The sequence below is a fragment of the Mesorhizobium sp. M1088 genome, assembly GCF_040318575.1.
In the GTDB taxonomy this organism is placed as follows: Bacteria; Pseudomonadota; Alphaproteobacteria; order Rhizobiales; family Rhizobiaceae; genus Mesorhizobium.
In genome coordinates, this window is record NZ_JAMYMO010000056.1 from 1 (window position 1) to 26,489 (window position 26,489).

At 56.6% G+C, this 26,489-nt stretch carries 24 protein-coding genes; 21 read left to right on the forward strand and 3 right to left on the reverse strand.

Translation table 11 applies throughout. The annotated features are described in order from the left end of the window. The first annotated feature begins 446 nt into the window (after window positions 1-446). The 5 genes from ppdK (at window position 447) to NKH49_RS31945 (ending at window position 5,596) form a co-directional block, all read left to right on the forward strand. Window positions 447-3,122 carry a pyruvate, phosphate dikinase gene (gene ppdK / locus NKH49_RS31925; RefSeq protein WP_352687164.1) on the forward strand — a complete coding sequence of 892 codons (2,676 nt, stop codon included), beginning with the start codon at window positions 447-449 and terminating at the stop codon, window positions 3,120-3,122. A 171-nt stretch (window positions 3,123-3,293) separates the two neighbouring features. After that, complete coding sequence (locus NKH49_RS31930; protein WP_352474196.1) at window positions 3,294-3,479, forward strand: hypothetical protein; 186 nt, start codon at window positions 3,294-3,296, stop codon at window positions 3,477-3,479. A 224-nt stretch (window positions 3,480-3,703) separates the two neighbouring features. Further along, the gene (locus NKH49_RS31935) at window positions 3,704-3,871 is read left to right on the forward strand and encodes a hypothetical protein (RefSeq protein ID WP_352458144.1); all 168 of its coding nucleotides are present in this window, start codon (window positions 3,704-3,706) and stop codon (window positions 3,869-3,871) included. A gap of 424 nt (window positions 3,872-4,295) precedes the next feature. Next, a complete protein-coding gene (locus NKH49_RS31940) occupies window positions 4,296-4,718 on the forward strand; it encodes a glycosyltransferase family 9 protein (protein WP_352929485.1) in 423 nt (140 codons plus the stop codon). 140 nt (window positions 4,719-4,858) lie between these two features. Continuing rightward, window positions 4,859-5,596: a polysaccharide deacetylase family protein gene (locus tag NKH49_RS31945; protein WP_352929488.1), complete on the forward strand. Its 738-nt coding sequence runs from the start codon at window positions 4,859-4,861 to the stop codon at window positions 5,594-5,596. Here NKH49_RS31945 and NKH49_RS31950 read toward each other — a convergent pair whose 3' ends face one another. Both NKH49_RS31950 and NKH49_RS31955 read right to left on the reverse strand, forming a co-directional pair. Continuing rightward, entirely contained in the window at window positions 5,597-5,986 is a 390-nt protein-coding gene (locus tag NKH49_RS31950) for a DUF427 domain-containing protein (RefSeq protein ID WP_352929491.1), read from the reverse strand. A gap of 124 nt (window positions 5,987-6,110) precedes the next feature. Then, a complete protein-coding gene (locus tag NKH49_RS31955) occupies window positions 6,111-6,497 on the reverse strand; it encodes a hypothetical protein (RefSeq protein WP_352929493.1) in 387 nt (128 codons plus the stop codon). A gap of 176 nt (window positions 6,498-6,673) precedes the next feature. Between NKH49_RS31955 and NKH49_RS31960 the strand changes: the two genes are divergently transcribed. Together NKH49_RS31960 and NKH49_RS31965 are read left to right on the forward strand one after the other, a co-directional pair. Next, window positions 6,674-8,302: a fatty-acid--CoA ligase gene (locus NKH49_RS31960; RefSeq protein WP_352929495.1), complete on the forward strand. Its 1,629-nt coding sequence runs from the start codon at window positions 6,674-6,676 to the stop codon at window positions 8,300-8,302. Window positions 8,303-8,385: 83 nt separating this feature from the next. Further along, complete coding sequence (locus NKH49_RS31965) at window positions 8,386-9,171, forward strand: DUF1499 domain-containing protein (protein ID WP_352929497.1); 786 nt, start codon at window positions 8,386-8,388, stop codon at window positions 9,169-9,171. Between the two features lie 13 nt (window positions 9,172-9,184). On the opposite strand, the gene NKH49_RS31970 is transcribed toward NKH49_RS31965, so the two are convergent. Continuing rightward, entirely contained in the window at window positions 9,185-10,093 is a 909-nt protein-coding gene (locus NKH49_RS31970; protein WP_352929500.1) for an MBL fold metallo-hydrolase, read from the reverse strand. A 114-nt stretch (window positions 10,094-10,207) separates the two neighbouring features. Here NKH49_RS31970 and NKH49_RS31975 point away from each other — a divergent pair, with 114 nt between their 5' ends. From NKH49_RS31975 to NKH49_RS32040, 14 genes are all read left to right on the forward strand, one after another. After that, window positions 10,208-10,798 (forward strand): biotin transporter BioY, encoded by a 591-nt coding sequence (locus tag NKH49_RS31975; protein ID WP_352929503.1) that lies wholly within the window; start codon window positions 10,208-10,210, stop codon window positions 10,796-10,798. Between the two features lie 402 nt (window positions 10,799-11,200). Beyond that, on the forward strand, window positions 11,201-11,764 hold the full coding sequence (gene nusG / locus NKH49_RS31980; protein WP_352686622.1) for a transcription termination/antitermination protein NusG: 564 nt from the start codon (window positions 11,201-11,203) through the stop codon (window positions 11,762-11,764). Between the two features lie 145 nt (window positions 11,765-11,909). After that, window positions 11,910-13,229: a UDP-glucose dehydrogenase family protein gene (locus NKH49_RS31985; protein ID WP_352929506.1), complete on the forward strand. Its 1,320-nt coding sequence runs from the start codon at window positions 11,910-11,912 to the stop codon at window positions 13,227-13,229. Between the two features lie 39 nt (window positions 13,230-13,268). After that, the gene (locus tag NKH49_RS31990) at window positions 13,269-14,546 is read left to right on the forward strand and encodes a sugar transferase (protein WP_352686617.1); all 1,278 of its coding nucleotides are present in this window, start codon (window positions 13,269-13,271) and stop codon (window positions 14,544-14,546) included. Between the two features lie 167 nt (window positions 14,547-14,713). Beyond that, a complete protein-coding gene (locus NKH49_RS31995; protein WP_352929509.1) occupies window positions 14,714-15,403 on the forward strand; it encodes an O-methyltransferase in 690 nt (229 codons plus the stop codon). A gap of 315 nt (window positions 15,404-15,718) precedes the next feature. Then, window positions 15,719-16,003, forward strand: coding sequence for an acyltransferase (locus NKH49_RS32000; RefSeq protein WP_352929524.1), 285 nt, complete (start codon window positions 15,719-15,721; stop codon window positions 16,001-16,003). 1 nt (window position 16,004) lies between these two features. Then, window positions 16,005-17,306, forward strand: coding sequence for a lipopolysaccharide biosynthesis protein (locus NKH49_RS32005; RefSeq protein WP_352929512.1), 1,302 nt, complete (start codon window positions 16,005-16,007; stop codon window positions 17,304-17,306). Between the two features lie 54 nt (window positions 17,307-17,360). Continuing rightward, on the forward strand, window positions 17,361-18,590 hold the full coding sequence (locus tag NKH49_RS32010) for a glycosyltransferase family 4 protein (RefSeq protein WP_352929514.1): 1,230 nt from the start codon (window positions 17,361-17,363) through the stop codon (window positions 18,588-18,590). An 83-nt stretch (window positions 18,591-18,673) separates the two neighbouring features. Next, a complete protein-coding gene (locus tag NKH49_RS32015) occupies window positions 18,674-20,083 on the forward strand; it encodes a hypothetical protein (RefSeq protein ID WP_352929516.1) in 1,410 nt (469 codons plus the stop codon). Window positions 20,084-21,374: 1,291 nt separating this feature from the next. Next, window positions 21,375-21,557 (forward strand): acyltransferase, encoded by a 183-nt coding sequence (locus NKH49_RS32020; RefSeq protein ID WP_352929527.1) that lies wholly within the window; start codon window positions 21,375-21,377, stop codon window positions 21,555-21,557. 405 nt (window positions 21,558-21,962) lie between these two features. Then, window positions 21,963-22,811 carry a glycosyltransferase gene (locus NKH49_RS32025; protein ID WP_352929518.1) on the forward strand — a complete coding sequence of 283 codons (849 nt, stop codon included), beginning with the start codon at window positions 21,963-21,965 and terminating at the stop codon, window positions 22,809-22,811. Then, window positions 22,808-23,983 carry a glycosyltransferase gene (locus NKH49_RS32030; RefSeq protein WP_352686596.1) on the forward strand — a complete coding sequence of 392 codons (1,176 nt, stop codon included), beginning with the start codon at window positions 22,808-22,810 and terminating at the stop codon, window positions 23,981-23,983. Before NKH49_RS32025 ends, NKH49_RS32030 begins: the two co-directional genes overlap by 4 nt. Before the next feature lie 537 nt (window positions 23,984-24,520). Beyond that, a complete protein-coding gene (locus NKH49_RS32035) occupies window positions 24,521-25,168 on the forward strand; it encodes a methyltransferase domain-containing protein (protein WP_352929521.1) in 648 nt (215 codons plus the stop codon). After that, entirely contained in the window at window positions 25,165-26,070 is a 906-nt protein-coding gene (locus NKH49_RS32040) for a glycosyltransferase family 2 protein (RefSeq protein WP_352686591.1), read from the forward strand. The genes NKH49_RS32035 and NKH49_RS32040 overlap by 4 nt, the downstream gene beginning before the upstream one ends. The last annotated feature ends 419 nt before the right edge of the window (window positions 26,071-26,489 follow it).

A 26,489-nucleotide genomic window follows, 5' to 3' on the forward strand; every position in this document is an offset into this window, starting at 1 on the left:
CCCCGACCAGCTCCGCCGATCACCCGTTGCTCAACCCGCGCCATACGGCGTAAAACCCGCCGAGGCTCTAACTGCAGCCGGATCAAAATTCAGTGGCAGGTCAGCGCCCGAAAGCCTTCATCCAGCCCTTCGGCAACGGCCGAATAGGTAGGCCAATAATCAGTGAACGGCCTGGAGAAGGCCGCTCTGTAGAAGGCCTTCATGTCCTGCGTTCCGCCCGCCGCCGGCATTCGACCTAGTCAAGCCTTTTCGGCCAGTCTCATGGCTTGCTACTGTTCCCTCTATGTTCTAAGAGAGTGCGCCCAAAATGAAAGTCTTTTCGCCGCCACTTTTTCTTAATCGATTGTAGAGGCTGGCCAGCTTGGTCGATGCCTTGCGTTTCACGCTGCAGCACCATATCGCTCGATTTTTCAGTATTTCCAATCTCCTGACACCGGGGAGCAAGCATGAGCAAATGGGTCTACACCTTTGGCGACGGCGCGGCGGAAGGCCGTGCCGGCGACCGCAATCTGCTCGGCGGCAAGGGCGCCAACCTGGCCGAAATGTGCAGCCTGGGCCTGCCGGTGCCGCCGGGGTTCACTATCACCACCGAAGTTTGCAACGCCTATTACGCCAACGGCCACACCTATCCGGCCTCGCTGGAAACGGATGTTGCGGTCGCCCTCGATCACATCGGCCGGCTGACCGGGCGTCGTTTCGGCGATCCGTCGAAATTGCTGCTTGTATCGGTGCGCTCCGGTGCCCGCGCTTCCATGCCCGGCATGATGGACACCGTGCTCAATCTTGGGTTGAACGACGAGACGGTCGAAGCCTTGGCCGCCGATTCAGGTGATGCGCGGTTCGCCTATGACAGCTACCGCCGTTTCATCCAGATGTATTCCGATGTCGTCATGGGTCTCGACCATGAGGTGTTCGAGGAAATCCTCGAAGACCAGAAGGGCGGCCTCGGCCATGAGCTCGACACCGAGCTGACAGCCATCGAATGGCAAGGCGTGATCGCGCTCTACAAGGCCAAAGTCGAGGTGGAGCTTGGTAAACCCTTTCCGCAGGATCCGCACGAGCAGCTCTGGGGCGCCATCGGCGCGGTGTTTTCCAGCTGGATGAACAACCGCGCGATCACCTATCGGCGGCTGCACGACATTCCCGAAAGCTGGGGCACGGCAGTCAACGTCCAGGCCATGGTGTTCGGCAATATGGGCGACACCTCGGCCACCGGCGTTGCCTTCACCCGCAACCCGTCGACCGGCGAAAAGCAGCTCTATGGCGAGTTCCTGGTCAACGCGCAAGGCGAGGATGTAGTCGCCGGTATCCGCACGCCGCAGAACATCACCGAGGCAGCGCGCATTGCCGCCGGCTCCGATAAGCCGTCGCTGCAGAAGCTGATGCCAGACGCCTTCCAGGCTTTCGTCAGCATCTCCGATCACCTGGAACAGCACTACCGCGACATGCAGGATCTCGAATTCACTATCGAGCGCGGCAAATTGTGGATGCTGCAGACCAGGTCCGGCAAACGCACCGCCAAGGCGGCGCTGAAGATTGCCGTTGACATGGCCAGGGATGGACTGATTTCAAAAGAGGAAGCCATCGCTCGCATTGATCCGGCCTCGCTCGACCAGTTGCTGCATCCGACCATTGATCCGAAGGCGGCGCGAGATATCATCGGCGTCGGCCTGCCGGCATCGCCAGGCGCTGCTACCGGCGAAGTCGTGTTTTCCTCGAACGACGCCGAGGAGGCCAAGACACAAGGCCGCAAGGCGATCCTGGTGCGCATCGAGACCAGCCCCGAAGACATCCATGGCATGCATGCGGCCGAAGGCATCCTGACGACGCGCGGTGGCATGACCAGCCACGCCGCCGTAGTGGCGCGCGGCATGGGCAAGCCTTGCGTTTCGGGCGCAGGCTCGCTGCGCGTCGACTACAAGGCCGGCACGCTGATGGCGATGGGATCGACCTTCCGCAAGGGCGATATCATTACTATCGACGGCGGCAACGGCCAGGTGCTGAAAGGCGCTGTACCGATGCTGCAGCCGGAACTCTCGGGCGATTTTGCCGCCATCATGGAATGGGCCGACGGCGCGCGCCGCATGAAGGTGCGCACCAATGCCGAGACGCCGCTGGATGCTCGCATGGCGCGCTCCTTCGGCGCCGAAGGCATCGGTCTTTGCCGCACCGAGCACATGTTCTTCGATGGCGACCGCATCGTTGCCATGCGCGAGATGATCCTGGCCGATACGGAAAAGGATCGGCGAACGGCGCTGGCCAAGCTGTTGCCCATGCAGCGCTCTGATTTCCTAAAACTCTTCGAGATCATGGCCGGGCTGCCGGTGACGATCCGCCTGCTCGATCCGCCGCTGCACGAATTCCTGCCCAAGACCGAGGAGGAAGTGGCCGAGGTCGCCGCCGCGATGAATGTATCGCCGGACAAGCTCCGGCGGCGCACCGAAGCGTTGCACGAGTTCAATCCGATGCTCGGCCATCGCGGCTGCCGGCTTGCCGTCTCCTATCCCGAAATCGCTGAGATGCAGGCGCGCGCCATATTCGAGGCGGCTGTCGAGGCCGGCCGGAAGGCCGGCGCGCTGGTCGTCCCGGAGATCATGGTGCCGCTGGTCGGGCTGGTGAAGGAGCTCGACTTCGTCAAGGCACACATCGACGGCGTCGCCAAAAGCGTCATGGAGGAGACCGGTGTCAGGATCAACTATCTGACCGGCACGATGATCGAACTGCCGCGCGCCGCGATCCGCGCCCACGTCATCGCTGAAGCCGCCGAATTCTTCTCCTTCGGCACCAACGATCTGACCCAGACCACGTTTGGTATCTCGCGCGATGACGCGGCCTCGTTCCTCGAGACATACCGGCAAAAAGGCATCATCGAGCAGGATCCCTTCGTGTCGCTCGACATAGAGGGTGTCGGCGAGCTGGTGCGTATGGCGGCCGAAAAGGGCAGGGCGACGCGGCCTGACATCAAGCTCGGTATTTGCGGCGAGCACGGCGGCGACCCAGCCTCGATCCATTTCTGCGAGAAGGTCGGCCTCGACTACGTCTCGTGCTCGCCATACCGGGTGCCGATCGCCAGGCTGGCTGCTGCGCAGGCGGCAGTGCAGGCTGCAAAAGTCGGAGCGTGAATAGATCCAGACCGAAGATGCCGGACAGACAGCTGGCGAACAATCGATGCACGCGCCGCGATCTTTGGAGCGTGACGGCCTGCTGACAGCACTGGCTAATGGACTTCTCAACACATCAAGGAAGGTTGATGTTTTCGACTCGCCGTGTGAAATGGCCGCGGGATGGTGCACATGTCTGATGATGAACAAACCGCTGCGGCACGCTGGTCGGTGAAGTCCGAGCTCCGCGCCGTCGCTCGCGACAAGCCGTTGCTCGCGGTGCTGGCGGCGATCCTCTGTCTCTATTGTGCGTTTATCGCCGGACCGATCGTCTATGCGGTGCTGGCCATCAACGGCATTGCGGATTTCTTCAAATGAAGCCGGTTCCGGCGATATCGCTGCGGTCCGGCGCGCTGCGTTTTCGGCCCCGAAATTGCTTGGCCTGAATGAAATTGCCTAGCCGGGATGAAACTGTTCCCGTCTATCGTTCGTACCTAGGAGGATACGGGGAGGACACGTGACGAAAAAGTCAGTAGGAAGGCGTTGACTCTTCCGCCACGGAAGGTCTCTGATGCTGCATTGCACAAGGGGTGGCGGAATCGATGGCAGTGCGTATCAGAATGCCGGGCGGCACGCTGAAGGTGAAGGTGTACCGCGAATTGCGCGACCGCGAACGCGCCCGCCGCATACCCGTCGTCAAGATCGGCCGGATTTATTTCACCTGGTGGTCGAACCGCCAGCGCCTGGTTGACGATCAGTCGCCAGGGTGACGCATGAATTTTTCGGCTGCCATGCGCCTGGGAAAGCCCGCCCCAACCTCCGCCGGCCAGTTTGCAAAATAAGTTGATGAGGCTGCTGTTGACTCTCCCGTAACGGAAGGTCTCTACTTACCGCATTGCACGAAAATTGCTGCGTTGCACAACGGGAGTTGGACCGATGGCAGTGCGTATCAGGTTGCCTGGCGGCACTCTGTAACCAAATTCACGCGAACGTGCGCGTGCCGGCTCCAAATCCCGACATCGTTTCTGCCGGTTTCCGGCTCCCGAACCCGCCCCGGTGCCAGAAACAGATGTTGCAGAACCCGCCCGCGCACGTCCGCTCGATTCTCATCCTCCAGACGAAATTAATCGGCGATCTTGTCCTCGCTTGCCCGCTCGCCAGAAACCTGCGCCTCGACTCTCGCGGCAGACCACGTTGGACTTCCTGCTTGTCGGCGGCCCCGATGAACGGGCATCTGCCGAGCGCATCGTCGCCAAGGCCGCTTCGCCGGTCGTCAACGTCGTCGGGGCGCTGTCGCTGGCAACGCTGCTGGCGGTCCTCGGCCAGGCGCGCCTGTTTCTGGGGAACGAGAGTGGCCCGATGCACATGGCCGCCGCCGCGGGAAGGGCGGTTGTCGGCCTGTTCGGCCTGACCGACCCGGCCGTCTGGGGGGCTGTCGGCGTGGCCAGTGTTACGCCGCGGCGCTCCATGCCCTGCGAGTGCATAGCCAGGGACCTGTGCCGCCGACCCGATCGGAGCAAGGCTTGCTGCGTCTGGCGACTTGAGGTCAAAGCGGTGGTCGACGCGGTGCGCGCGATCCTTTCACGTAAGGTTAAGGTCGTGGAGCACGCATTGTGACCTCGCGCTTGCCAAACGTCAGGCCGGCGGTCAAATTGCCGCTGCCGACGCTTTTGCAGGGGCATCGTCCCGATTTCCGCCTTGATGGCGGTCTTGGGGTCGCCGCTTCAACTTTGATCCGGCCGACCTGGAAATAATCGATGCGCCTGTTCCAAAAGCTTTTTTGCACCATCGCGATATCGCTGTGGGCTGTTTCTCCTGGCAACGCCCAGTTGCTCGTCGCACCGACGCTGCACATCAAGGCCGAGGCGGGCGGCGGCCGCGTCGCGCTGACGCTCGATGCGTGCGGCGGAAGGACCGACACAAGGATTCTCTCGGCGCTGGTGGAAAACAAGATTCCTGCCACCATTTTCGTCACCGGTATCTGGCTGAAGCACAACGCGCCCGCCGTCGAGATCATGCGGGCGCATCCCGAACTGTTTGAATTGGAAAACCATGGCGGCCGCCATGTCCCGGCTGTCGACACGCCGCAAAGGATCTACGGCATTCGCAGTGCCGGCAGCCCGCAGGCCGTGCTGGCCGAGGTCGAATCGGGTGCTACCGCGCTTGCCGTGACCGGCGAACCGGCGCCGAAATGGTTTCGCGGCGCAACCGCCGAATACAGCCCATCGGCAATCGCGATGATACGCAAGCTTGGTTTCAAGATCGCCGGATTCTCAATCAACGGCGATGGCGGCTCATTGCTCGGTGCAAAAGAGACCGCCCGGCGCATTGCCGCGGCAAAGGACGGCGACGTCATCATCGCTCACATCAACCAGCCGACCCATGCGGCCGGCGAAGGCGTGGTGCAGGGACTTCTGGCGCTGAAGGCCAAGGGCCTCACCTTCGTGCGTCTCGACGATGCCGACGGCATCGGCGATGAAGGCACCACCGACTGATCAGCCGGGCGTGGCCTTGATCGTCACCTTGTTTGGATAGAACGCACCGTGATCGCGAATGTCTGACATCTCGTCGAACGGCCGCTCATAGGCCCACATCGCATCCTTGCCTGCATCGCCGGCGGGCAGCACGCTCCAATAGCTGGCATCGCCCTTGTAGGGGCAGTGGGTCGAGTGTTCGGTCTTGCCAAGCTGCTTGAAGTCGATGTCGCCGAACGGAATGTAGAAAACAGGCGGATAGGGAGGTTCGCTCAGCACCTTGACCTTGCTGGACGAGGCGATAACGACATCGCCGGCGCGCACCGTCACGGTGCCCTTGTAAGGCTCGACCGTGATGACCTTGTCCGGATTGCGTTGAAAGCCGGGTGCCGGGTTTGCGATCTGGTCCATATCGGATCTCCTTGCCTCTACCCAAGATGTGTCTGGCAAGCGCGTTGCGCAAGACCTGCCAGCCACCGGCGGGCATCGCCCGCGGGTGGCAGTCTTGCGCTTTCCTCCGGTATCCCGCCTAAAATCAGGCGGCGGCCTGGAAAGCGTCCATCAGCCCGGCATAGGCGGCGGCAATCCCGGCCACCGGATTGGTGCTTTTCGAGGTGGTCTCGACCTTCAAAGCACCACCGTTGGTCGGCAAGGTGAGCAGCAGGAACTGGCGATTGCCGCCATCGCCGACCGATGCGGCGGCGACGTGCTGGGCTTCGCCCTCGTTCTCGACGCACATCTTGAACAAGAGCGTGCCGCCGACAGCTTCGAGGGCGCCGCCGACGACCTCGACGAATTCATCTTCGGAAACGGTTTTGGCCTCAGGCACCAGATCGGCCTGCGCGACATCGGCCGCCACCAGATCGGCCAGACTTTCGGCAAGCGTATTTTCGAGGGCTTTGTCGTCGAGCTGCGCGTCCATGCGAACCTCTTTCATTCGCCAATCGCGCCCCGCCATTAATCAAAGTTAACGCCGAGCATGGCCGGATTGTGGCGAATTCGGCCTCATTTTGGTCTATGCACGGCTCCAGCCCAGTCACAGCTGGACAATCGGTCGGTTCGTCCCACAATGGCGCAAAAAATAGCGGGAGGAACAAAATGCTCGGGCTGATGCAGAAATGGCCGCTGCTTTGTCACAAGCTGATCGACAACGCCGAGAGGCAGCACGGTAGCCGCGAGATCGTGTCGCGTTCGATCGAGGGGCCGATCGTGCGCAGCACATATGCCGAAATCCATGATCGTGCCCTGAAGGTCGCCGAGCGGCTCGAGCGTGACGGTTTCGGGCTTGGCGACCGCATCGCGACCCTGGCCTGGAACACCGCGCGCCACATCGAGGCCTGGTACGGCATCATGGGTGTCGGCGCCATCTATCACACGCTCAACCCGCGGCTCTTTCCCGAGCAGATCACCTGGATCATGAACAATGCCGGGGACAAGGCGATCTTCGTCGACCTGACCTTCCTGCCGCTGCTCGAAAAGATCGCCGGCGCGGTCAAGTCGCTGAAGCAGGTTATCGTGCTGACCGACAACGCGCATATGCCGGAGACTGCGCTGCCCAATGTGGCTGCGTACGAAGAATGGCTTGCTGAAGCCGACGGCAACTTCGCCTGGAAGACTTTCGACGAAAACACCGCCGCCGGTATGTGCTACACCTCGGGCACCACGGGCGATCCGAAAGGCGTCCTCTACAGCCATCGTTCGAACGTGCTGCACGCCATGATCGAAGCTATGCCCGACGCCATGGGCCTGTCGTCGCGCGATACCGTATTGCCGGTCGTGCCGATGTTTCACGCCAACGCCTGGGGCCTTGCCCAGAGCGCGCCGATGATCGGCGCCAAGCTGGTCATGCCCGGCTGCAAGATGGATGGCGCTTCGATCTACGAGCTGCTCGACACCGAGAAGGTGACCTTCAGCGCCGCCGTGCCGACGGTGTGGATGATGCTCCTCCAGCATCTGGAAGAAACCGGCAAGAAACTGCCCTATCTGCAGAAAGTCGTCATCGGCGGCGCGTCCTGTCCACGAGCGATCACGACGAAGTTCCAGGACAATTACGATGTCCAGGTCGTCCACGCCTGGGGCATGACCGAGATGTCGCCGCTCGGCACGCTGTGCACCTTGAAGCCGGATTACGCCGGGCTGAAGGGCGAGGCTCGCCTCGCTGTCCAGCAGAAGCAGGGCTTTACGCCGTTCGGCATCGAAATGAAGATAACGGATGACGACGATAACGAGCTGCCATGGGACGGCAAGACCTTCGGCCGACTCAAAGTCCGCGGGCCGGCCGTTGCGCGCGCCTATTATGGCGGCATCGGATCCGAACAGTTTGATGAAGACGGCTGGTTCGATACCGGTGATATCGCGCATATCGACCCCGGCGGCTACATGCAGATCACCGATCGCGCCAAGGACGTGATCAAGTCGGGCGGCGAATGGATCTCGACCATCGAGCTCGAGAACCTCGCTGTCGGCCATCCCGACGTGGCGGAGGCCGCCGCCATCGGCATTCCGCATTCCAAATGGGGCGAGCGGCCTTTGCTCGTGATCGTACGCAAGCCGGGCAGGGAGCCGACCAAGACGGATATTCTCGCTTTCATGGACGGCAAGGTGGCGAAGTGGTGGATGCCGGACGACGTCGCTTTTGTCGGCGAAATCCCGCACACCGCTGCCGGCAAGATCCAGAAGATTACCTTGCGCCAGCAATTCCGGGATTATCACCTGCCGACGGATTGACCGGAGATGCGGCGTCTTTGCGCCTTCAAGCCGGCGCTGAAAGGCACTATGCCTGTGTTCGGGTTGGGGCAGCGCGGAAAACAATGACGGGAATTCCCGAGCGACAGACGTCGAGGGCTGCCAGCTGGTCGCGGCGCGCCGGCGCGTTTTCGGCAGTCCTGCTGCTGACCGCTCTCATCGGCCATCGCTATGACCTCGTCGAGACCCAAGCTTTCCTATGGGTGCTCGGCATTGTCGCCTTGCTGGCTGCGTTTGCGCTTCTGTTCGCCGGGTTTGCCTTTGCGCGATTGTGGAATTTCGGCGATCGCGGCGGCCGCGACCTGACCGTCGGCGCCTTGCTGGCGGTTCTGGTTCTCATCCCTTACGGCGTTGTGGCCTATTGGGTGGCCACCTATCCGCCGCTACGCGACATCTCGACGGATCTGGACGACCCACCGGTGCTCGATATTTCTACCCGGACAAAGGATATGAACGAGCTTTTGCCGCCGACACCCGGCGAGCAGCGCCTGCAAATCGAAGCTTATCCGCTTGTTACCGGACGCAGCTACACCTTGCCTTTCGATCGCGTTCTGGAGGCGGTCAAAACGGTGCTCGATCGGCGCGGCTGGCAGCTCACGGCGCCGTTTCCAGACGCAGCAGGGCAAAGCGACGTGACGGTCGATGCGCTGGCCAAGAGCTTGCTGGTTGGTCTTCCCGCCGATGTCGCCATCCGCGTGACCGACGATGGCGACGCGGTCATCGTCGATATGCGCTCGGCCTCGCGTTACGGCCGCTATGACCTTGGGGACAATGCAGCGCGCATCATCGATTTCCTTGCCGAGCTCGACCAGGAAGTCGCCGGCCAGGTGGGCGTGGCGCCGGCGGGGTGATACCCGAAGTGTACTACTTTGCCGGCGAATAGATGCCGTCGATAGCCGGCGCACCGTCGGTGTGGACCAGACCGCGCGCCACCAGGTCTTCCAGATGGGCAAGCACCGACAGGCCGGCCGCCCCATGCAGGCGCGGGTCGGTGTCTCGATAGATCGCCTCCACCATGTCCTTGATTGCCCGGTCGCCGCTGTTGATCCGCTCCAGAATTGCGCATTCGCGCATTTTGCGATGCGTTTTCAATCCGCGCATGAAGCTGCGCGGCTCGGTCACCGGCCCACCATGACCGGGCAGCAGCAGCCGGTCGTCACGTTCGATCAGCCAATCGAGCGATGTCATGTACTCTGCCATCGCGCCATCCGGCGGTGCGACGATCGTGGTTGCCCACGCCATGACGTGATCGGCCGAGAAAAGGATGCCGGTTCCCTCCAGTGCGAAGGCCGCGTGATTGGCGGTATGGCCGGGCGTCAGCACAGTCCGGATCGCCCAGCCGTCACCGTCGATCACCATATCATCCGGCAGCGCGACGTCTGGAACGAACTCGATGTCGGCGCTGGCATCGAGCGGATTGACCTCGCCGGTGTGCAACGGCCGCGCCGGGCGATGCCGGCCCTCCGCCAGAACCACCGCACCCGTATGCTGCTTTAACCGAGGCGCCAGCGGCGAATGGTCGCGATGCGTGTGGCTGATGAAGATATGGCTGACCGGCCTGGTCCCGATCGCTTCGAGCAGTGTTCGAAGATGTGCCTCGTCATCCGGTCCGGGATCGATCACCGCCAGCGTCTCGCGCCCGACGATATAACTGTTGGTTCCGTGAAAGGTGAACGGGCTTGGGTTCGGGGCCGTGACGCGTTGAATACCAGGCGCAACGATCACGCCCTTGCCATAGGACGGTTCGAAGCGTGTGTCGAATTTCAGCGTCATGCGAACGTCGCGACCTTTTTTGGGGCGAGGGCAAAACCGATTGCCGCATAGCACGGAAGCCAATATAGGAAAACGCAAGGCCGCGTTCGGCGGCAATCCGGAACGGGGAAGACCATGGCAATTGCAACGACGATGCGTCCGCTCATTTCTCTCGCTTTGCCTGAAAAGGGCGCGGCCCGGCTGGCAGGACAGCTTTTGCTGGCGATCGCCGGAACGCTGCTGCTGATCTTGTCTGCCAAGACCAAAGTCATGCTCGGACCGGTCGATATCTCGATGCAGACGCTCGCCGTCTTGCTGATCGCTGCCACCTTCGGCATGCGCCTCGGCGTCGCAACGCTGCTTCTCTACATGGCTGAGGGCGCGTTGGGCCTCCCGGTCTTCCAGAGCACGCCCGAAAAGGGCGTCGGCATCGCTTACATGCTCGGTTCGACCGGCGGCTATCTTGCCGGCTTCGTCGTCATGGCGGCGATCGTCGGCTGGGCTGCCGACCGTGGCTGGGATCGCCATCCTATCAAGCTCTTCAATGCCATGCTGGTGGCCGAGATCGTCATGATGGCAATGGGCTTTGCCTGGCTGGCGCTGTTGATCGGCCCGGAAAAGTCGTGGCAGTTCGGGGTGGTGCCCTTTATCGTCGGTGATCTGATCAAGGTTGCGCTGGCCGCGAGCTTGGTGCCGGCTGTCTGGTCCCTGTTGAAGCGTTCGTGAAGCCGGTCGAGCGGTGATAACCTGTTCTGCGCGACAGTGATTTTTCGCCGTAGTTGGTATGGCCGTGCAGGATCTTTGTCGCTGGCGGCAGGCTTGTGCGCGACGCCATCCGTCACATTAGCTTCAAGTCGACGGACTAAGTACCAGAACCAACGGGCGATTCGTCACGACCAGCGTAACCAAGCACCTACGCATGGAAATAAATTGCTCGACATAGCATCTCAGCCAGCTGAAAAAGAAAGCGGCTCGATGATTATTTAGGCACAGCTAAATTTCTGGACAATGTGTAGGAAATTCTTAACCCAACCGCCTTGACTTTAGTGGTTTGGTTGCTTGCTGGTATCCACACACTGTCGTAACCGTTGACCTGAGATCATGCCGCCGACTGCCGAAGGAAGACACGTGAGTAGCGCGGAAAAAACAACGACCAACGCGACCGCCCTGTCGCCAGAGTCGGCCGCCGCGCCGGCAACCCGCTGGTACGCGGCCAGCGTCTTTCCCGGAAAGGAGCATGTCGCCGAACGGCATCTCCGGGTCCAGGGATTCGAGCCGTTTGTGCCTCGCTGCGAGAAAACCGTGCGTCATGCCAGGCGGCTCGAAACACGGTCCGCAGCTTATTTCCCGGGCTATATGTTCATCGCCCTTGACCTCGGACTGCAACGTTGGCGTTCAGTCAATGGAACCTTCGGTGTGCGTTCCCTCGTCACGCAAGGCGACCGGCCTTTGCCGGTCCCCTCGGGTTTGGTAGAGCGTTTCATTGCATTGACCAGAAAGGACGGGCTGCTTGATTTCAGTGGAGGCCTCGCAGCCGGTGCCTCGGTCCGAATCCTTTCGGGCCCCCTCGCGGAACAGATCGGTCGCCTTGACCGGCTCGATCCAGCCGGAAGAGCCCGGGTTCTGGTGGCCATCATGAATGGCGAAATCCCTGTCGACTTGGATGCCAGGGATCTCGTAGCAATCGCGTAGCCGCAAACATGAAGGCGGCGTCGTGATGTAAACTGTTATAGGATGCGCTCTCGGGTTTTCACCCGGGAGTGCGGTAGCCGTCGTTAATGGGAATACGCGCTGTGTGGCGAAGTTGCCTCATCGGCGCTGATTGAGAGTACGCAATATGCGAATAACAATGATTGGTGCCGGCTATGTAGGGCTCGTCTCGGGCGCCTGTTTCGCCGATTTTGGCCATCAGGTCTGCTGCGTCGATCGTGATGCGGAAAAGCTTGCCATGCTCAAACTCGGCAAGATACCGATCTATGAGCCGGGGCTCGACGACCTCGTCACCACCAACACCGCGCAGGGCCGCTTGCGTTTCGACGACAATCTCGCCGATGCCGTTTCTCAATCGGATGTCGTCTTCATAGCCGTCGGCACGCCGTCACGGCGTGGCGATGGGCACGCCGATCTGTCCTTCGTTTACGATGCGGCCGTCGAAGTTGGCCGCGCGCTCAAAGGATTTACGGTCGTGGTGACGAAATCGACCGTTCCCGTCGGTACCGGCGATGAGGTAGAACGGATCATCCGCGAGCAAAATCCCACAGCCGATTTTGCGGTGGTCTCCAATCCGGAATTTCTTCGCGAAGGATCGGCGATCGAGGACTTCAAGCGGCCCGACCGCATCATTGTCGGCACCGATGCCGAACGGGCCACAGCCGTCATGGGCGAGATCTATCGCCCGCTCTCGCTGAATGCCGCGCCAATATTCTATACGAGCCGGCGTACGGCGGAGCTCACCAAATATGCCGGCAACGCATTTCTGGCCATGAAGATCACCTTCATCAACGAAATAGCCGACCTCTGCGAGCGGTTGGGAGCCGATGTGCAGGACGTCGCGCGCGGCATCGGCATGGACAATCGCATCGGCGCAAAGTTTCTTCACGCGGGGCCGGGCTATGGCGGCTCCTGTTTCCCGAAAGATACGCTGGCGCTGGTCAAAACCGCGCAGGACGCGGCAAGCCCGGTGCGGCTTATTGAAACGACGGTCTCGATAAACGACCAGCGCAAACGGGCGATGGCGCGCAAGGTGGTCGAGGCCTGCGGCGGCTCAGTTCGTGGCAAGACCATCGGTATCCTCGGCCTTACGTTCAAGCCGAACACCGACGATATGCGCGATGCCCCGTCATTGGCTATCATTCAGGCACTCAAGGATGCGGGCGCTTCGGTCAAAGCGTATGATCCCGTAGGCATGGAGCAGGCGCGCAAGATGATCGAAGGCATTGCGTTCGGGGATAGCGCCTACGCGGTAGCCGACGGCTCGCATGCGATCGTCATCGTCACCGAGTGGAATGCGTTTCGGTCGTTGGATCTGAAGCGGCTCCGTTCACTCATGGCGACGCCGGTGATGGTTGATCTGCGAAACGTCTACCGCGGCGAGGACGTCATTAGGGAAGGCATAGCCTATTCGAGCGTCGGCCGAGAGCGGCATCCTGTCCAGTAAACGTCCAGGTTTTCATGGGGCCCGTTCGCGGGATTCAAATTGATCGCCACCACCGTCCATTTACCCAACAAACGGCATCTCCTGCTCCGGATGCGCTTTCAGCTGCTTGGCGGATTGACATTCGCGATTCTGCTGCCCGCGCTGATCCGTATGTCGGTCGATCAAGACGTTATCCTATATTCAAACTTACAGGTTACGATTATTGCGGCGTTCATTGCGCACACCACTGGCTACTTCTTTTACAAACGCATCGGCAATTTCCCAGGCGTGGCCGCCGCCGGTTACATCCTGCCAACCTTCGCCCTGACTTACGGCCTAGTGTTCGCGACGATCTTCTTCTTCAGGTTCGACTACAGCCGGTTCCAGGCCGCGGCGAGCTTCATTCAATCGACATTGTGGTATTTTGGTTTGAGCTTGGCCACGCGGCGGCTCGATGCACACCGGCTGGCGATAATTCCTGGCGGAGACGTCGACAGGCTGGAGAGCATACCGGGCGTTAACTGGCACAGGGTTCTTTCGGCCGACACGGTCGTCCAGCATGCGACCGGGGTGGTGGCCGATCTTCGAGCTGACCTTTCAGATGAGTGGGAGCGGTATATTGCCGATCGCGCGCTTTCGGGAACACCGGTCTATCACGTCAAACAGATCAGCGAGTCGCTCACAGGCAGGGTAGAGATCGAGCATCTTTCTGAAAACACTCTTGGCTCCTTGAATCCAAACCAAGCTTACCTAAAAATAAAGCAGGCGATAGACTTGGCCGCTGCGTTATTTGTGCTTGTTGTTTTCTCGCCATTGCTGTTGTTCGTGGCGATTGCCGTAAAGATCGATTCGCCTGGACCGGCGCTATTCAAACAGAAGCGAATGGGCTACAGAGGGCATCCCTACGAGGTCTACAAGTTTCGAACGATGAAGCTCAGCGACGCGGCTGTCGACGAGAAGGAAGCGGCCATCACGAAGGCCGGCGACACACGCATCACCCGTTTGGGGCAGCTCTTGAGAAAATCCAGGATCGACGAATTACCGCAGGCCTTGAACATCCTGCGTGGCGAGATGAGCTGGATCGGACCGCGGCCGGAAGCACTCGTGCTCTCGAAATGGTACGAGGCGGAACTGCCATTCTATCGCTATCGGCATATCGTACGGCCTGGCATTACCGGATGGGCGCAAGTCAATCAGGGCCATGTTGCGGCTGTGGACGACGTCCTGGAAAAGCTTCACTACGACTTCTACTACATCAAGAATTTCTCCCCTTGGCTCGACGTGCTGATTGTGTTTCGTACCATCCGAACCATGCTGACGGGATTTGGTGCCCGATAAACTGGAAGGGGTTGGTCCGACTCGGTACAACGAAATCGGACGCATAAAGCTGAGGATGGCTCGACGTCTTGGAACGAGACGCAGGAGCGATGTCCGTCCAAAGGCGTACAAGTACCTCCCTGGACAATGAACTGACCACTCATGAACTCAAAGCAAGGACATTCTCTGTGAACCCCATCGCCAAGCTGATCGCCGGAGGTCCCGGCAGGAAGTCTCGTTTGCATAGCGAGAGCGGGCAACTAATGCCCCTAAAAGAATTACGCCACCTGCCACGAGTAGCTCTGGAATTTAGCCGGTCACGTATATTCGGCGTTCGTCCACCTGTGCCATGGTGGCCAGTTGCGGTGATACCGATAATTGAAGATTTCCTTGCTGCGAAGCCGAGGGATGTCATCGAGTTTGGTTCTGGAAGTTCAACAGTCTGGCTGGCCAAGCGGGCGCTCACAGTCAACTCCGTAGAAGACAACGAGACATGGACAGAGACCACAAGAAAAAGACTCAGAGAATATTCTCTGTCTAATGCAACTGTTCGACATGCGGAGGATAAAAACTATTACGATCTTGGCTGGGCATCAGGACGTTCCTTCGATTTGGCTATCGTCGATGGTAGTTGGCGGTGGCGTTGTATTGAATCGGTGATCCCTCTTATGAAGAAAGACTCGTTAATTTATCTCGACAATAGTGACGCGGACAAAGATCGTCGTCATTATACCTCGCCGGGAATGTCGAGAGAAGCGCAGAAGCTTCTCGTCGGATATTCCAATGCGCATCACAGTTCCAAAATAGAATCAATTCATAGCCTTATCAGCGGAGAACTTCATTCTGGAGAGGGAATGTTATTGTGGATCGGTTCGTGACGAGCAGGTGGACATTATTGTGACTTTCCACAGGTATAAAACGCGTTTGAATGGAACCGTAGTAATTCTTGAAAGCGATAAAAAGTGATTCCCATTTGGAATTGGAATGCAGCTCGTCTAAATTTTTTTAGATCGGATTTGACCTGCGGCCGAGAAACGAGAATAGAACCAGCACTACTGGCTCGCGGTGGCCGAATCATAGTCGGGAAGAATTGTGCTATTAGATTTGGTTGCGTCTTAATGCCCGCTGGTGGTCTGATCCAGATCGGCGACAGCTCTACGATCAATCACTACAGCATCTTACATGGGCAGAATATGCTTACGATCGGCAGGAACTGCCTGATTGCTCCTCGTGTATCTATCTTTGCCTCAAATCACCAATATCGAGACAGGAACGTGGACATTCGCAACCAGGGGACATTTAGCAAAGGAGGAATAAAGATTGCAGATGACGTCTGGATCGGCACTGGCGCGATAATCCTGGATGGTGTGCAGATCGGAGAGGGGTGTGTGGTGGGTGCAGGGAGCGTAGTGACGAAGAGCCTTCCTGATTATGCAATAGTTGCGGGCAATCCGGCCACAATCATCGCTCGGCGTTAGCATGGCGCCAGTCTCCGCCAGCCGCTCGTTTGTCGAAAGCTTTGGATCGTCGCTCGTCACGCTGGTCGCAGGTCTTGGCACTGGGATCATAGCGGCACGAGTTTTAGGGCCAAGCGAACGGGGGGTATTGGCACAAGTATTCTTCTGGGCACAGTTTCTTGCGCCCCTCGGTGCAATTTCTATCGCCGATGCAATCGTAATTCACGCACGGCGAGGTCACGATGTCAATGCGTTAGTGCAGCAGGCATACATCCTAATGGCCAAAATGCTTTGTCTTATTCTACCTATAGGGGGCGTCATCATTTTGGCAGCTATGCGTGGTAGTGCGACGCCAGTCGTTATTTCCTCTCTAATATTTTGGGTCGTCCAGGCCTGCGTTATGAGCTTCGATCAAGTAACTACGGGGAGTCTCAAAAATGCGCTTCGGTTCCGAGTTCTCTCGATAACGAGCGCGTTGATTCCTCTCATGTATATAATTTCTCTTCTAATAATGCTCGTATTCAGTCGTAGCTATTTGGTTTTTGTTGTAGCTCAGGCTGCGGCGTTGTTGTTAACCGTTCTTATAAGATTCAAGTTCTCACAATTTGGCGGATGGTCCACCTCTGTCGGAGGGAATAATGTACAACTTCTCGCAACCGCACTTAATATTCATCGGACCACCGTTGTTCATCTGCTTTCTTCTCAGATAGACAGACTACTTGTCGTCCAGACGCTTTCCAACTCTGAAATAGGACTTTATTTTGTTGCGGTATCCCTTGCTGGTCCGCTCCAAGGTTTCATTGGCGTCGCAGTAAGCCAAATTGCACTCTCCAAGTTTGTTCATGTAACTGGAGCGGCGCGAGAACTAATGGTAGAGAGGCTACTTCGTCTTTCTTGGATGGTTTCCTTGATCGGTGCGGTAGCTGTGGTGACGATAGCGCCAATTGTTGCGCCCCTGCTTTTTGGAAAAGCCTTTTCGATCTCAGGTTATGTCGCCGCGGGTTTAACTGCCGCGACCGCAACGGTACCCGTCCGACTTGTTGCTCGGGAAGCCTCGAAGAGTATGAACGATAATGGATCGCCGTTCCGTGCGGAACTAGGCTTCCTCCTTGGGTTCGGAGCGGCGTTCATACCGGCCTTCTTTGTTGGCGTGCCGTACCCAGTAATAACTGGATTGGCATCTGGTAATATTCTATCAACCTATTTGATACTCCGTGCGTTAGCTGTGCACATGCCGACGATATCGTTGCGACGTTGGATTATCCCCAGGTGGTCGACGTTCTCTGAACTATTCATGATTGTTCGGAATGCGAGGAGCGGTTGAATTGCCAGGTGACCTCGTCGTCCATGTCCCAGATCAAACAAGTCCAGGAAATCCATGCCTCAACCAAAAGCTATCGTCGTCCAGCTTGGCGCACGGAGACAATATGCAGTGCCCTATGCCCTTGCCCGCACGCAGAGCTTGGAAATGCTCTACACAGATTTCTGTATGGGTGTGGGCTTAGGTCGCTTTGCCCCGCTATTGCAACTAGTCCCCTTCTTTAGGAGAACCGATCTTTCGCGCCGACATATCGATCCACCGGTACGGGAGCTGACCAGGACTTTTCCAAGGTGGATGATAGATATGCAAATTGCGTTGCGTGTGTTTAGTGACCAAGAGGCGCGGCTTCGAGCAGTGGATAGAGCGCATGAGGCTGCTGGGCGGAGCATGGTAAAGGCGGGTTTTGGTAAAGCGACGCACATCGTTTCGATGTTTGGCGAGGGGCGAAAGTTTTTGGTGGAGGCGCGCAACAGAGGGTTAACCGTCGCAACCGATATGAATATTGCGCTATCTACGGAGGCGATAGTGCAGAACGAGCAACGGAAGTTCCCTGACTGGGAGCAGAAACCGCTGTACTTCGGGGAAACCGGCCATAACGCAAGAAGTGTTCGTAGAGCCAGCGACATTATATTGGGGTCAACGGATATATTTTTGTGCCCGTCAGAGTTTGTGAAAAATGACTTAATCGAGAATTTTGGCGTGGCTGAAAAACGAACCCGGCTTGTCCCTTACAGCGTTCATCCGAGATGGTTTAACGTACAGAACGTGCCAGAGTTCGGACGCATTCTATTCGTCGGTAACGCCGACCTGAGAAAGGGCATCCATATATTAGCAGACGCTGCGACTCTTCTGCGTTCCAGGGGCAAAAAATATTCCTTTATAGTTGCAGGGACCGTAAGCGATTCTGTGCGGGGGCGCGACGAAACTAGGCATCTCACGTTTATTGGCAAATGCGGTTCGGACCGACTTATTAAGGAATATTCTCGAGCGGACGTTTTTGTGCTACCTTCCCTCGCTGAAGGATCGGCAGGTGTCACTTATGAGGCACTCGGGGCGGGTCTGCCAGTTGTTACAACGTTCGAGTCGGGATCGATTGTACGGCACGGTCATGAGGGCTTCGTTGTCCCCGCAGGAAATGCCGAAGGACTTGCTGACATGGTCGAGGCGTTGGTTGAAGACCGAGCGATGCGTAGCCGCATGGCTGCTGCAGCGAGGGCTCGTGCCCAGAGTTTTGATTGGGGCGACTTTTCGATCCGTCTCAATAACGCCCTCTTTGGGCGGGGCTGACTTGTCGTAAAGAGGCCTTTGCGTCTAGTGCCTGTCGGTTCCGATGAGGTTCAATTGCTCAGCGGATGAGTTTCGGATTTGTCATGATTGTGGTATTCTGCATTGCTGCTATCGTCTTGGTCCTCCGTAATTTCAATGGAGGGCAGGGGGTATTCGAACTGCCAAATTTATACGGCTTGATGGCCCTGGTATACTTCCTTCCGCAAATTGTTGTACAGCTGCCGAATGGATCGGAACCTGAGGCGGGCTTCGACGCATATTTAGCTATGGCAACTGCTTGCCTGATAGCAACGTATTTTGGCTGGCATCTTGCGATGAGGGAGTCTCTGTCGCGAAGAAATGATGGAGTGTATACTCGCTCTGGGTACTTCCGAGGCGCTGCTGCCTCAACCGCCATAGCTCTGGTGTGTAATTTAGTTCTTGAGTTTCTGCGGCCAAGCATGGACGGCATCCAACAGTGGTACGGTCCTATTGTGATTGTTGCGTTTTTTGCTCAACTTAGAATCGTTTCTTTCGCGTTCTCCTTGGCACTGTTCTTTCGCGAGAGAACAATGTTTACTACGACCAATTTTGTATTGAACCTATGTATGGTGCTTCCTTCTGTGCTCCTTTACGCGCGTCGAACTGATCTAGTCGGTGCGGCTTTTGCGTATGTAGTTGTTCGGTGGTTCGTTAAGCGGCGGATTCCGCCACTGCATATCACAATTCCGCTTTTTATAAGCATTTTTGTGGTAACGTTTGCAATCACGGAGATTAGGACCTATCAATATCTACATTACGTCGCAACCGGGGAACGTCTTTCGATCTTGAGTCCACAGCTGCTTACCTCAATTGATTTTTCGGCCTCTGCGAGCAATGGTCTTTCGACCAGTAGCGATATTCGAAACGGAATGAGATCGATAGCCGCAGTTCAGAGTACCGGTAGTTATTCCTTTGGTGCCGCGTTATGGAACCGGGTTGTGTTTCAATACGTCCCAGCGACGGTGTTTGGCCCCTCTGTAAAAGAGTCATTTATGTTTGACATTCGGAGTCTGGACGAGTTGGCGTCGGAGTATTCCGACTATTATTGGCAGACTGGAACCACTCCCACCGGCTTCGCGACTGCATTCCAGGATTTTTGGTATGCTGGCTCCTTGTATTTTGTCCTAATGGCGTATTTAACGGGGCGAACTTTCAAACGCGCTTTGTCGGGGGACATCTTTAGTCAGGTCCTATACGTCCCATTAGTGGCGATGGCGCTTGTGTCACTCACCCACTCCATTAGTTATTTCTTTGTGAGCTATCCATTTTTTTGGGTGAGCATGGCGGGCGTTAAGCGTTTATTTCGGCGGCACGGCCTCGGCGATGGCAATCGTCCGTTGTGCAACTCTCCTACTTCGTACAACTCTCCTACTTCGCGAGCTCGGTTGCCGGATTCACCTTCTACCGGAACGCATATTCAGTCCGTCGGATGGCGTCCATCTGCCCGGCCCATATCGCGCCGAGTGCCATAGCAGCATGTCTGGATAGGTTTGGGATCTAAGAAGCTGAAGGTTTGGTTTAGGGGATCTCGCCGGAGGTTTTGGCCGCCGTGCGATGTTTCAGAACCGGTGGGCGTCCTGAATCGCGGCGGAACCCGTCCGGAACAGCGTCATCCCTTACAGGCCCTAAGCAATGGCAAAGAGCGCCCGCCGCTGGGATCCCACCTATCATGCGGCAGCCGCGAGCCATTGATGTGTCGCACGCCACCCCTATTGCTGCGTGCCCAAGCTCAGATCATGGCGGGGCGGCCAATTGGCCCGCAGCAAATGAAGGCCGGTGTTAGGGTAAATTGTCAGAAGCTGCCTAGGATAGGCGATGAGGCCAACGAGAAAGTCCGCCCTGGACTGATACGTAGCAAGGGGGTCACAGACCACACGACGCTCGATGGAAACACACCAAAGCGAGGAGTTCATAACTTCAGCGGCGAAGCCCGGCTTTCATTGGTTCCTTGACGTCAAAGGGCACCTGTGGAGTGGTTTTGGATGAGAGAAAGGATTAGTTTACTCGCGTGACAAAGCGCTATCGCCCGGTGCTCGGAGGATGACAGGAGGGGAGCGAGAGTGCGACTCGACGTGGCGCGAACATAGAAGACAAGAACATTTTCGAGACGCTTGTCCAAGCCTGCCGAGCATCGTTTCGAAATCAGCTCGGACGGTGCGCTGTCTATCTGCGCCATGGGAATGTGCGATCCCCTTCAATTATAGTAGGGCAGAGGGAACGCGGGCTACCTTCATCGCCAAGGCTGAAATACCCCTCGCGAATCGGGCCTTCGTTCTCAGCATATTTAAAGTGTCCACATATATTCCTTGGAAAAATAGTTCTGGAACGATAGCAACTATATGTGGTGTAGAACGGGGCAGATGAGCTAAATCTCTGCGAAACTAAGGATGTAGTATGCTGGTACCTTTTGCTATTCATAGAATAAGGACGCTGTGCTGGACGACTTTCTATCGCCTTACATATCGACTGTTTTTTGCAAGTATGGGGCCCGGTTGCGTGTTTGAGGGCTGGATCGACATGCCTCAGCGTTCCGGAAAGATTTATCTAGGGTCAAGGGTACGGATCTGTAGGCTTGTAGAGATGTCTGTTCCTCAAGGGGGGGTGCTTAGAATCGGGCATGGAACTCTCCTAAGCAGGGGCGTGCTGCTTAGTGTTCATGGTGAGACAGTGATTGGAAACAACGTAATGATTGCTGAATACTCGTTCCTTCACGACAACGACCATCAGTTCTCTGACATCGATCAGCCGATCGTATCGCAGGGTATGATTGCTGGAAAAATAACCGTGGGAGATGGATCGTGGATTGGAGCCAATAGCATTGTTCTACGAGGAGCCGTGATAGGCCATGATTCGATTGTTGGTGCTGGAAGTGTCGTCAAGAAAGCCCACGACCCAGGTTCTATCATTGTGGGAGTACCCGGGAATGCTATCAGGCGAAGGTGGTAACGATAGCTTGCTCGTCCGACCATAACGACCGCTGACAGAGTATAGCCCATGCGAGTGACGTTCATTGTTGATAATCTTGGACCATATCATATTGCCCGGCTCTTTGAACTTTCAAAGTATTGTGATCTATACGTGATTGAACTCTTCGCATCCAGCTCGGAGTACGCTTGGAAGCCTGCGGCGCAAGTACCGTTTCGCTGTAGCACCGTATCACAATCGCACGGCCACTCCCCTTCGATCTCTTCCAAATTATTGACATTGCTCTCTGACGCCAGACCTGATGTCGTCTTCATACCTGGATGGAGTTCACCATTGTCGATCCACGGATTGATTTGGTGTAGGCGGAATTTGACGCCCGCAGTCGTTCTCTCTGATAGTCAGGAATCGGATTTTCCGAGGAATCGTTTGAAGGAATATTTGAAGAAGATAATAATCAGAAACTTCTCCGGAGCCCTTGTTGCAGGTGGCCCTCATGAGAGATATCTGAACCGGCTAGGTATGTCATCTGATTATATTAGAAGAGGCTATGACGTTGTCGACAACAAGTACTTCGACGGCGGCGCCGTAAATGCCAGAGAGCATGCTTCCGAGCTGAGATCTGCGCTCGGTTTGCCCGATAAATACTTCATGACATGTTCAAGGTTCGTTGAGAAGAAAAATTTGTCGTTTCTTATTGATGAGTATAGCGCATATTCGCGCGAGATGGATGAAAAACATCCTCGCCGAGTTCCCTGGGACCTTGTGATCGTCGGGGATGGCGAGCTCAGGAATAAACTTGTTAACAAAATCTCTGAGTATGGATTGAGAGACAGAGTACACCTCCTTGGCTTCCGCCAATATGAGGCCCTGCCAGCCATCTACGGTTTATCGAAGACATTTATACTGGCAAGTTTGGTGGAACAGTGGGGTTTGGTGGTGAATGAGGCGATGGCGTCTGGCCTCCCTGTGCTTGTTTCGCGACGGTGCGGGTGTGCGGAGGACCTCGTGGTAGAGGGGGAAAACGGGTGGATATTTGATCCTACCATTGTTGGAAGTCTGGCGGGGCGACTAGTCGCGCAGACACTCCTGAATGACGACATGCTAAACCGGATGGGTGAGCGCTCTCGCACAAGAATTGAGGCCCATTCACTGTCTACATTCGCAGCAAGTGCCCTGGAAGTGTCGGAAGCGTGCTTAAATCGAACCCGCAGCGGCGCGACCCTTCTTGATTGTGTGGTATTGCCGGCCCTTAGGAAAGTGAGAGAGCGACCATGAAACTCAGCTTAGTTTCATCATCCATGTCGCGTGAGGCTGGCGGACTGTTTTCTGCTATTCGCCAGCTGGCGCAGCACTTACGTATGGCGAATGTGATGCCTGAGGTGTTCGCCGGGCGGGACTCGTTCTCGGATGAAGATCTACCAGCTTGGGGCGATGTACCTGTCTGCATTCATCGGGTGGTGGGACCAGCCGCGTTTGGCTACCAGCCCGCTCTCTTGCGATCCCTCCGACTGTCTGCACCGGATATTTTGCATTTGCACGGACTATGGATGTACCCGTCTTTGGCAGCTCTGAGTCGCTCGACCGGTCGTCTGCCGCGAGTGGTTTCGCCGCACGGCATGTTAGATCCATGGGCGCTGCGCAACTCGGGGTGGAAGAAGCGACTTGCGTCGAAGCTGTATGAAGAGAACAACCTTCGCGGCGCTGCTTGCGTGCACGCTCTCTGTCAGGCTGAACTCCGTGCGATTAGAGAGTACGGCGTGACCGCCCCAATTGCTGTCGTGCCAAACGGAGTTGACCTCTCTATCGCGGAGGGGCAGCATCCTGCCCCAAAGTGGCGTGGTGCTGTGCCTCAGGGCGCAAGAATCCTGCTGTTTCTGGGTCGCATTCACCCGAAGAAGGGGCTCTTGCAGTTGTTGGATGCGATCGGTGGGCTTTCGCGCAATCGAGAGTTCGCGCACTGGCACTTAGTGGTTGCGGGCTGGGACCAGGGTGGCCACCTAGCGCAAGTCAAAGCCAGGGCAGAGATGTTGAACCTCGGAAACCGAGTTCACTTTGTTGGTCCACAATTCGGGTCTGATAAGGCGGCTACATTCGCTGCTTCTGACGCATTCATATTACCCTCGCATTCCGAAGGGTTACCTATGGCTATTCTTGAGGCGTGGGCGTTCTGCTTGCCAGTTCTTATGACAGCCGAGTGCAACATAGATGAAGGTTTTGCTGCCGACGCTGCGCTTCGAGTGGGTATGGATCCGACATCGATCGCTTGTGGGCTCGAGGCGCTTGCAAACCTTACGCCCGCGGAGCGCAAGAGGATCGGTCAAAACGGAAGAGGGCTGGTTGAGAGGCAGTTTAGCTGGGGAAAGATTGCTGGAGACATGCGCTCCCTCTACGAATGGGTTCTTTCGGGACATAATTCCCCTAGCTTCGTCGATCGGTTGGCCAAGTAGGATGACAAACATTGAGATAAACCGCGCCGCAAAAAAGTGGTCACTTTCGGAGCTTATGGGCCGCGCAATGTGGGCGGTGATGCGTCCGTTGTTCAGGCTCAGCCCCCGGCCGCTCTGGGGATGGCGAAGATGGCTTCTGCGATTGTTTGGTGCCAAAATAGGGAGAGCTGTTCACATTTATCCCACAGTGATGATTACAATCCCTTGGAATCTCACCATAGGAGACTTTAGTGCTGTTGGAGACCGGGCAATCCTCTACGCTCTCGGCCCAATTACGCTTGGCCAGCGTGTTACCGTGTCGCAGGGTGCACATCTCTGTGCCGGGACACACGATTGGCGGAGCTCAAGTCGACCTCTTTTGAAGCTACCTATTACGGTCGAGGACGACGTATGGATATGCGCTGACAGCTTCATAGGCCCCAATGTGTGTGTCGGCGCCGACGCAATCGTCGGCGCACGCGCAGTGGTTATGAAGAATGTCGACAAAGGCACCACCGTAGTCGGGAATCCAGCGCGCCGAATCGAAAGGAAATTAAATTGAAAGAAGTTGGAGAAGATAGTGGGTACAGATACACAGATCACGCAACAAATTGCTCGCATCCATATTTGTTACCATCTGTGATTAATGAGCTAGATTCTATCAAGTTTGGCATACTTGCGTTTGGCAACGTACCAAAGTTATTCGATCTTGGGTGTGGAAACGGAAGCGTAGGAAACGTACTCAATTCGTTGGGCTGGGAAGTTACAGGAGTAGATACTTCAACCGATGGTATAGAGCAGGCTCAACGAAATCATCCGAACCTTGCGTTATTTGAAGGATCGGCGTACGATGATTTGGCAGATCGATACGGCAGATTTCCAGCCGTTATCAGCTTGGAAGTGGTTGAGCATATCTATGCCCCCCGATTATATGCAAAAACACTATTTAATCTTGTCGATTCGGGGGGGACGGCAATCGTATCAACCCCTTACCATGGCTACTGGAAGAATCTAGCCCTGGCGACCACGGGGGCATTAGATAAACATTTTACCGCGCTATGGGAACACGGCCACATTAAATTCTGGTCTATCACAACTCTTACCAAATTGCTTTCGGACGCTGGCTTCGATAATATTCGTTTCAACAGGGTTGGGCGAATACCGGCTCTTGCAAAGTCAATGATTGCGATTGCACGGAAGCCATGAGCCTAGCCGTTATCATACTTACGTTTAACGAAGAGCAGCATATCGAGCGTGCCTTAGACTCCGTAAAGGATTTTGCGGGCAGCGTACTTGTGGTTGACTGCGGCTCATCGGATAATACTGTCAATTTGGCGAAAGCTTGCGGCGCCGAAGTCAAATCCAATCCTTGGATCAATTATGCGACGCAGTTTAATTGGGCGCTCACCCATGTCCCTTCTGGTACCACATGGGTGCTACGACTGGATGCAGATGAGGTGGTTACCTCCGAACTGGCCTGCGAGATAAAGGCGCGGCTTTCATCGCTGGGGAGCCAGTCTGTCGGAATATTTGTATCACGTCGAATGAAATTTCTTGGACGTCCCATCCGGTACGGCGGTTTATTTCCAATTCGCGTATTGCGTCTGTTTCGTCTTGGCTACGGCCATTGTGAAAATCGTTGGATGGACGAACATATAATCGTCACTGGAAAAACGGTAGCATTCAATGGGGAGATTATTGATGATAACCTTAACTCGCTCACTTGGTGGACTCAGAAGCACAATTCATATGCGAGTCGAGAAGTTATAGATTTACTGAACCTAGAATATGGATTTACCTCGCAAGAAACGGTAGCTGAACTAAAGAGTGGCCAACAAGCCGCAGTAAAGCGTTGGCTTAAAGAGAGGGTCTACGTTTATCTTCCGCGCGGTTTTCGAGCATGCGTATACTTTTTGTATCGATATGTTCTTCGTTGCGGTTTTCTCGATGGTCGGGAAGGTGCCATATTTCATCTACTGCAGGGATTTTGGTATCGCTTTCTAGTTGACGCAAAGCTGTACGAAGTAAAGGAATATATGCGTCGGACCGGGACTGGACCTGTCGTCGCTATAAAAGCTATCTTGCATATCGACGTCGACGAAGACTGATTCATTGTGCTCCTCCTTTTTAAAGTGGCGGAAAACAGCGATTCCTGGTTATCGTCGTGGATGCGACGCGGAGTATTGCGCGCCAGTTCGGCCTTGATCCGTTCGTCTTCGAGGTCGCTGGCGCGGATCTGGTAGGGCGCGCCGCGCATGACCTGCTCGGCGGTAAGAGGCCATCCCTGATGAACCGGCGGATTTTGACGTGCGACCCGCCGAGCTTCGCGGCCGCATCCTACATAGTGAGCCACTCGCCATTTTTGTCGGACGGTCGGACGAGCGATAGCCGCTGATTTTGTCTTGATCGGATACCCTCCGGCGAGATACCCTCCGGCGAAGGCCGCCTTGCGAGAGGACGGCACGGTAGCGAGGCTGCGCTCTTAAGGTCGCCCTTACGAGCGAAGTTAGCAGCACAGCATGAGCCA

Bases quoted from the DNA above. Each gene is read 5' to 3' on its own strand.
- ppdK (WP_352687164.1), top strand. From the start codon at position 447: ATGAGCAAATGGGTCTACACCTTTGGCGACGGCGCGGCGGAAGGCCGT.
- NKH49_RS31930 (WP_352474196.1), top strand. From the start codon at position 3,294: ATGTCTGATGATGAACAAACCGCTGCGGCACGCTGGTCGGTGAAGTCC.
- NKH49_RS31935 (WP_352458144.1), top strand. From the start codon at position 3,704: ATGGCAGTGCGTATCAGAATGCCGGGCGGCACGCTGAAGGTGAAGGTG.
- NKH49_RS31945 (WP_352929488.1), top strand. From the start codon at position 4,859: ATGCGCCTGTTCCAAAAGCTTTTTTGCACCATCGCGATATCGCTGTGG.
- NKH49_RS31950 (WP_352929491.1), bottom strand. From the start codon at position 5,986: ATGGACCAGATCGCAAACCCGGCACCCGGCTTTCAACGCAATCCGGAC.
- NKH49_RS31955 (WP_352929493.1), bottom strand. From the start codon at position 6,497: ATGGACGCGCAGCTCGACGACAAAGCCCTCGAAAATACGCTTGCCGAA.
- NKH49_RS31960 (WP_352929495.1), top strand. From the start codon at position 6,674: ATGCTCGGGCTGATGCAGAAATGGCCGCTGCTTTGTCACAAGCTGATC.
- NKH49_RS31965 (WP_352929497.1), top strand. From the start codon at position 8,386: ATGACGGGAATTCCCGAGCGACAGACGTCGAGGGCTGCCAGCTGGTCG.
- NKH49_RS31970 (WP_352929500.1), bottom strand. From the start codon at position 10,093: ATGACGCTGAAATTCGACACACGCTTCGAACCGTCCTATGGCAAGGGC.
- NKH49_RS31975 (WP_352929503.1), top strand. From the start codon at position 10,208: ATGGCAATTGCAACGACGATGCGTCCGCTCATTTCTCTCGCTTTGCCT.
- NKH49_RS31985 (WP_352929506.1), top strand. From the start codon at position 11,910: ATGCGAATAACAATGATTGGTGCCGGCTATGTAGGGCTCGTCTCGGGC.
- NKH49_RS32000 (WP_352929524.1), top strand. From the start codon at position 15,719: ATGCTTACGATCGGCAGGAACTGCCTGATTGCTCCTCGTGTATCTATC.
- NKH49_RS32005 (WP_352929512.1), top strand. From the start codon at position 16,005: ATGGCGCCAGTCTCCGCCAGCCGCTCGTTTGTCGAAAGCTTTGGATCG.
- NKH49_RS32010 (WP_352929514.1), top strand. From the start codon at position 17,361: ATGCCTCAACCAAAAGCTATCGTCGTCCAGCTTGGCGCACGGAGACAA.
- NKH49_RS32015 (WP_352929516.1), top strand. From the start codon at position 18,674: ATGATTGTGGTATTCTGCATTGCTGCTATCGTCTTGGTCCTCCGTAAT.
- NKH49_RS32020 (WP_352929527.1), top strand. From the start codon at position 21,375: ATGATTGCTGGAAAAATAACCGTGGGAGATGGATCGTGGATTGGAGCC.
- NKH49_RS32030 (WP_352686596.1), top strand. From the start codon at position 22,808: ATGAAACTCAGCTTAGTTTCATCATCCATGTCGCGTGAGGCTGGCGGA.
- NKH49_RS32040 (WP_352686591.1), top strand. From the start codon at position 25,165: ATGAGCCTAGCCGTTATCATACTTACGTTTAACGAAGAGCAGCATATC.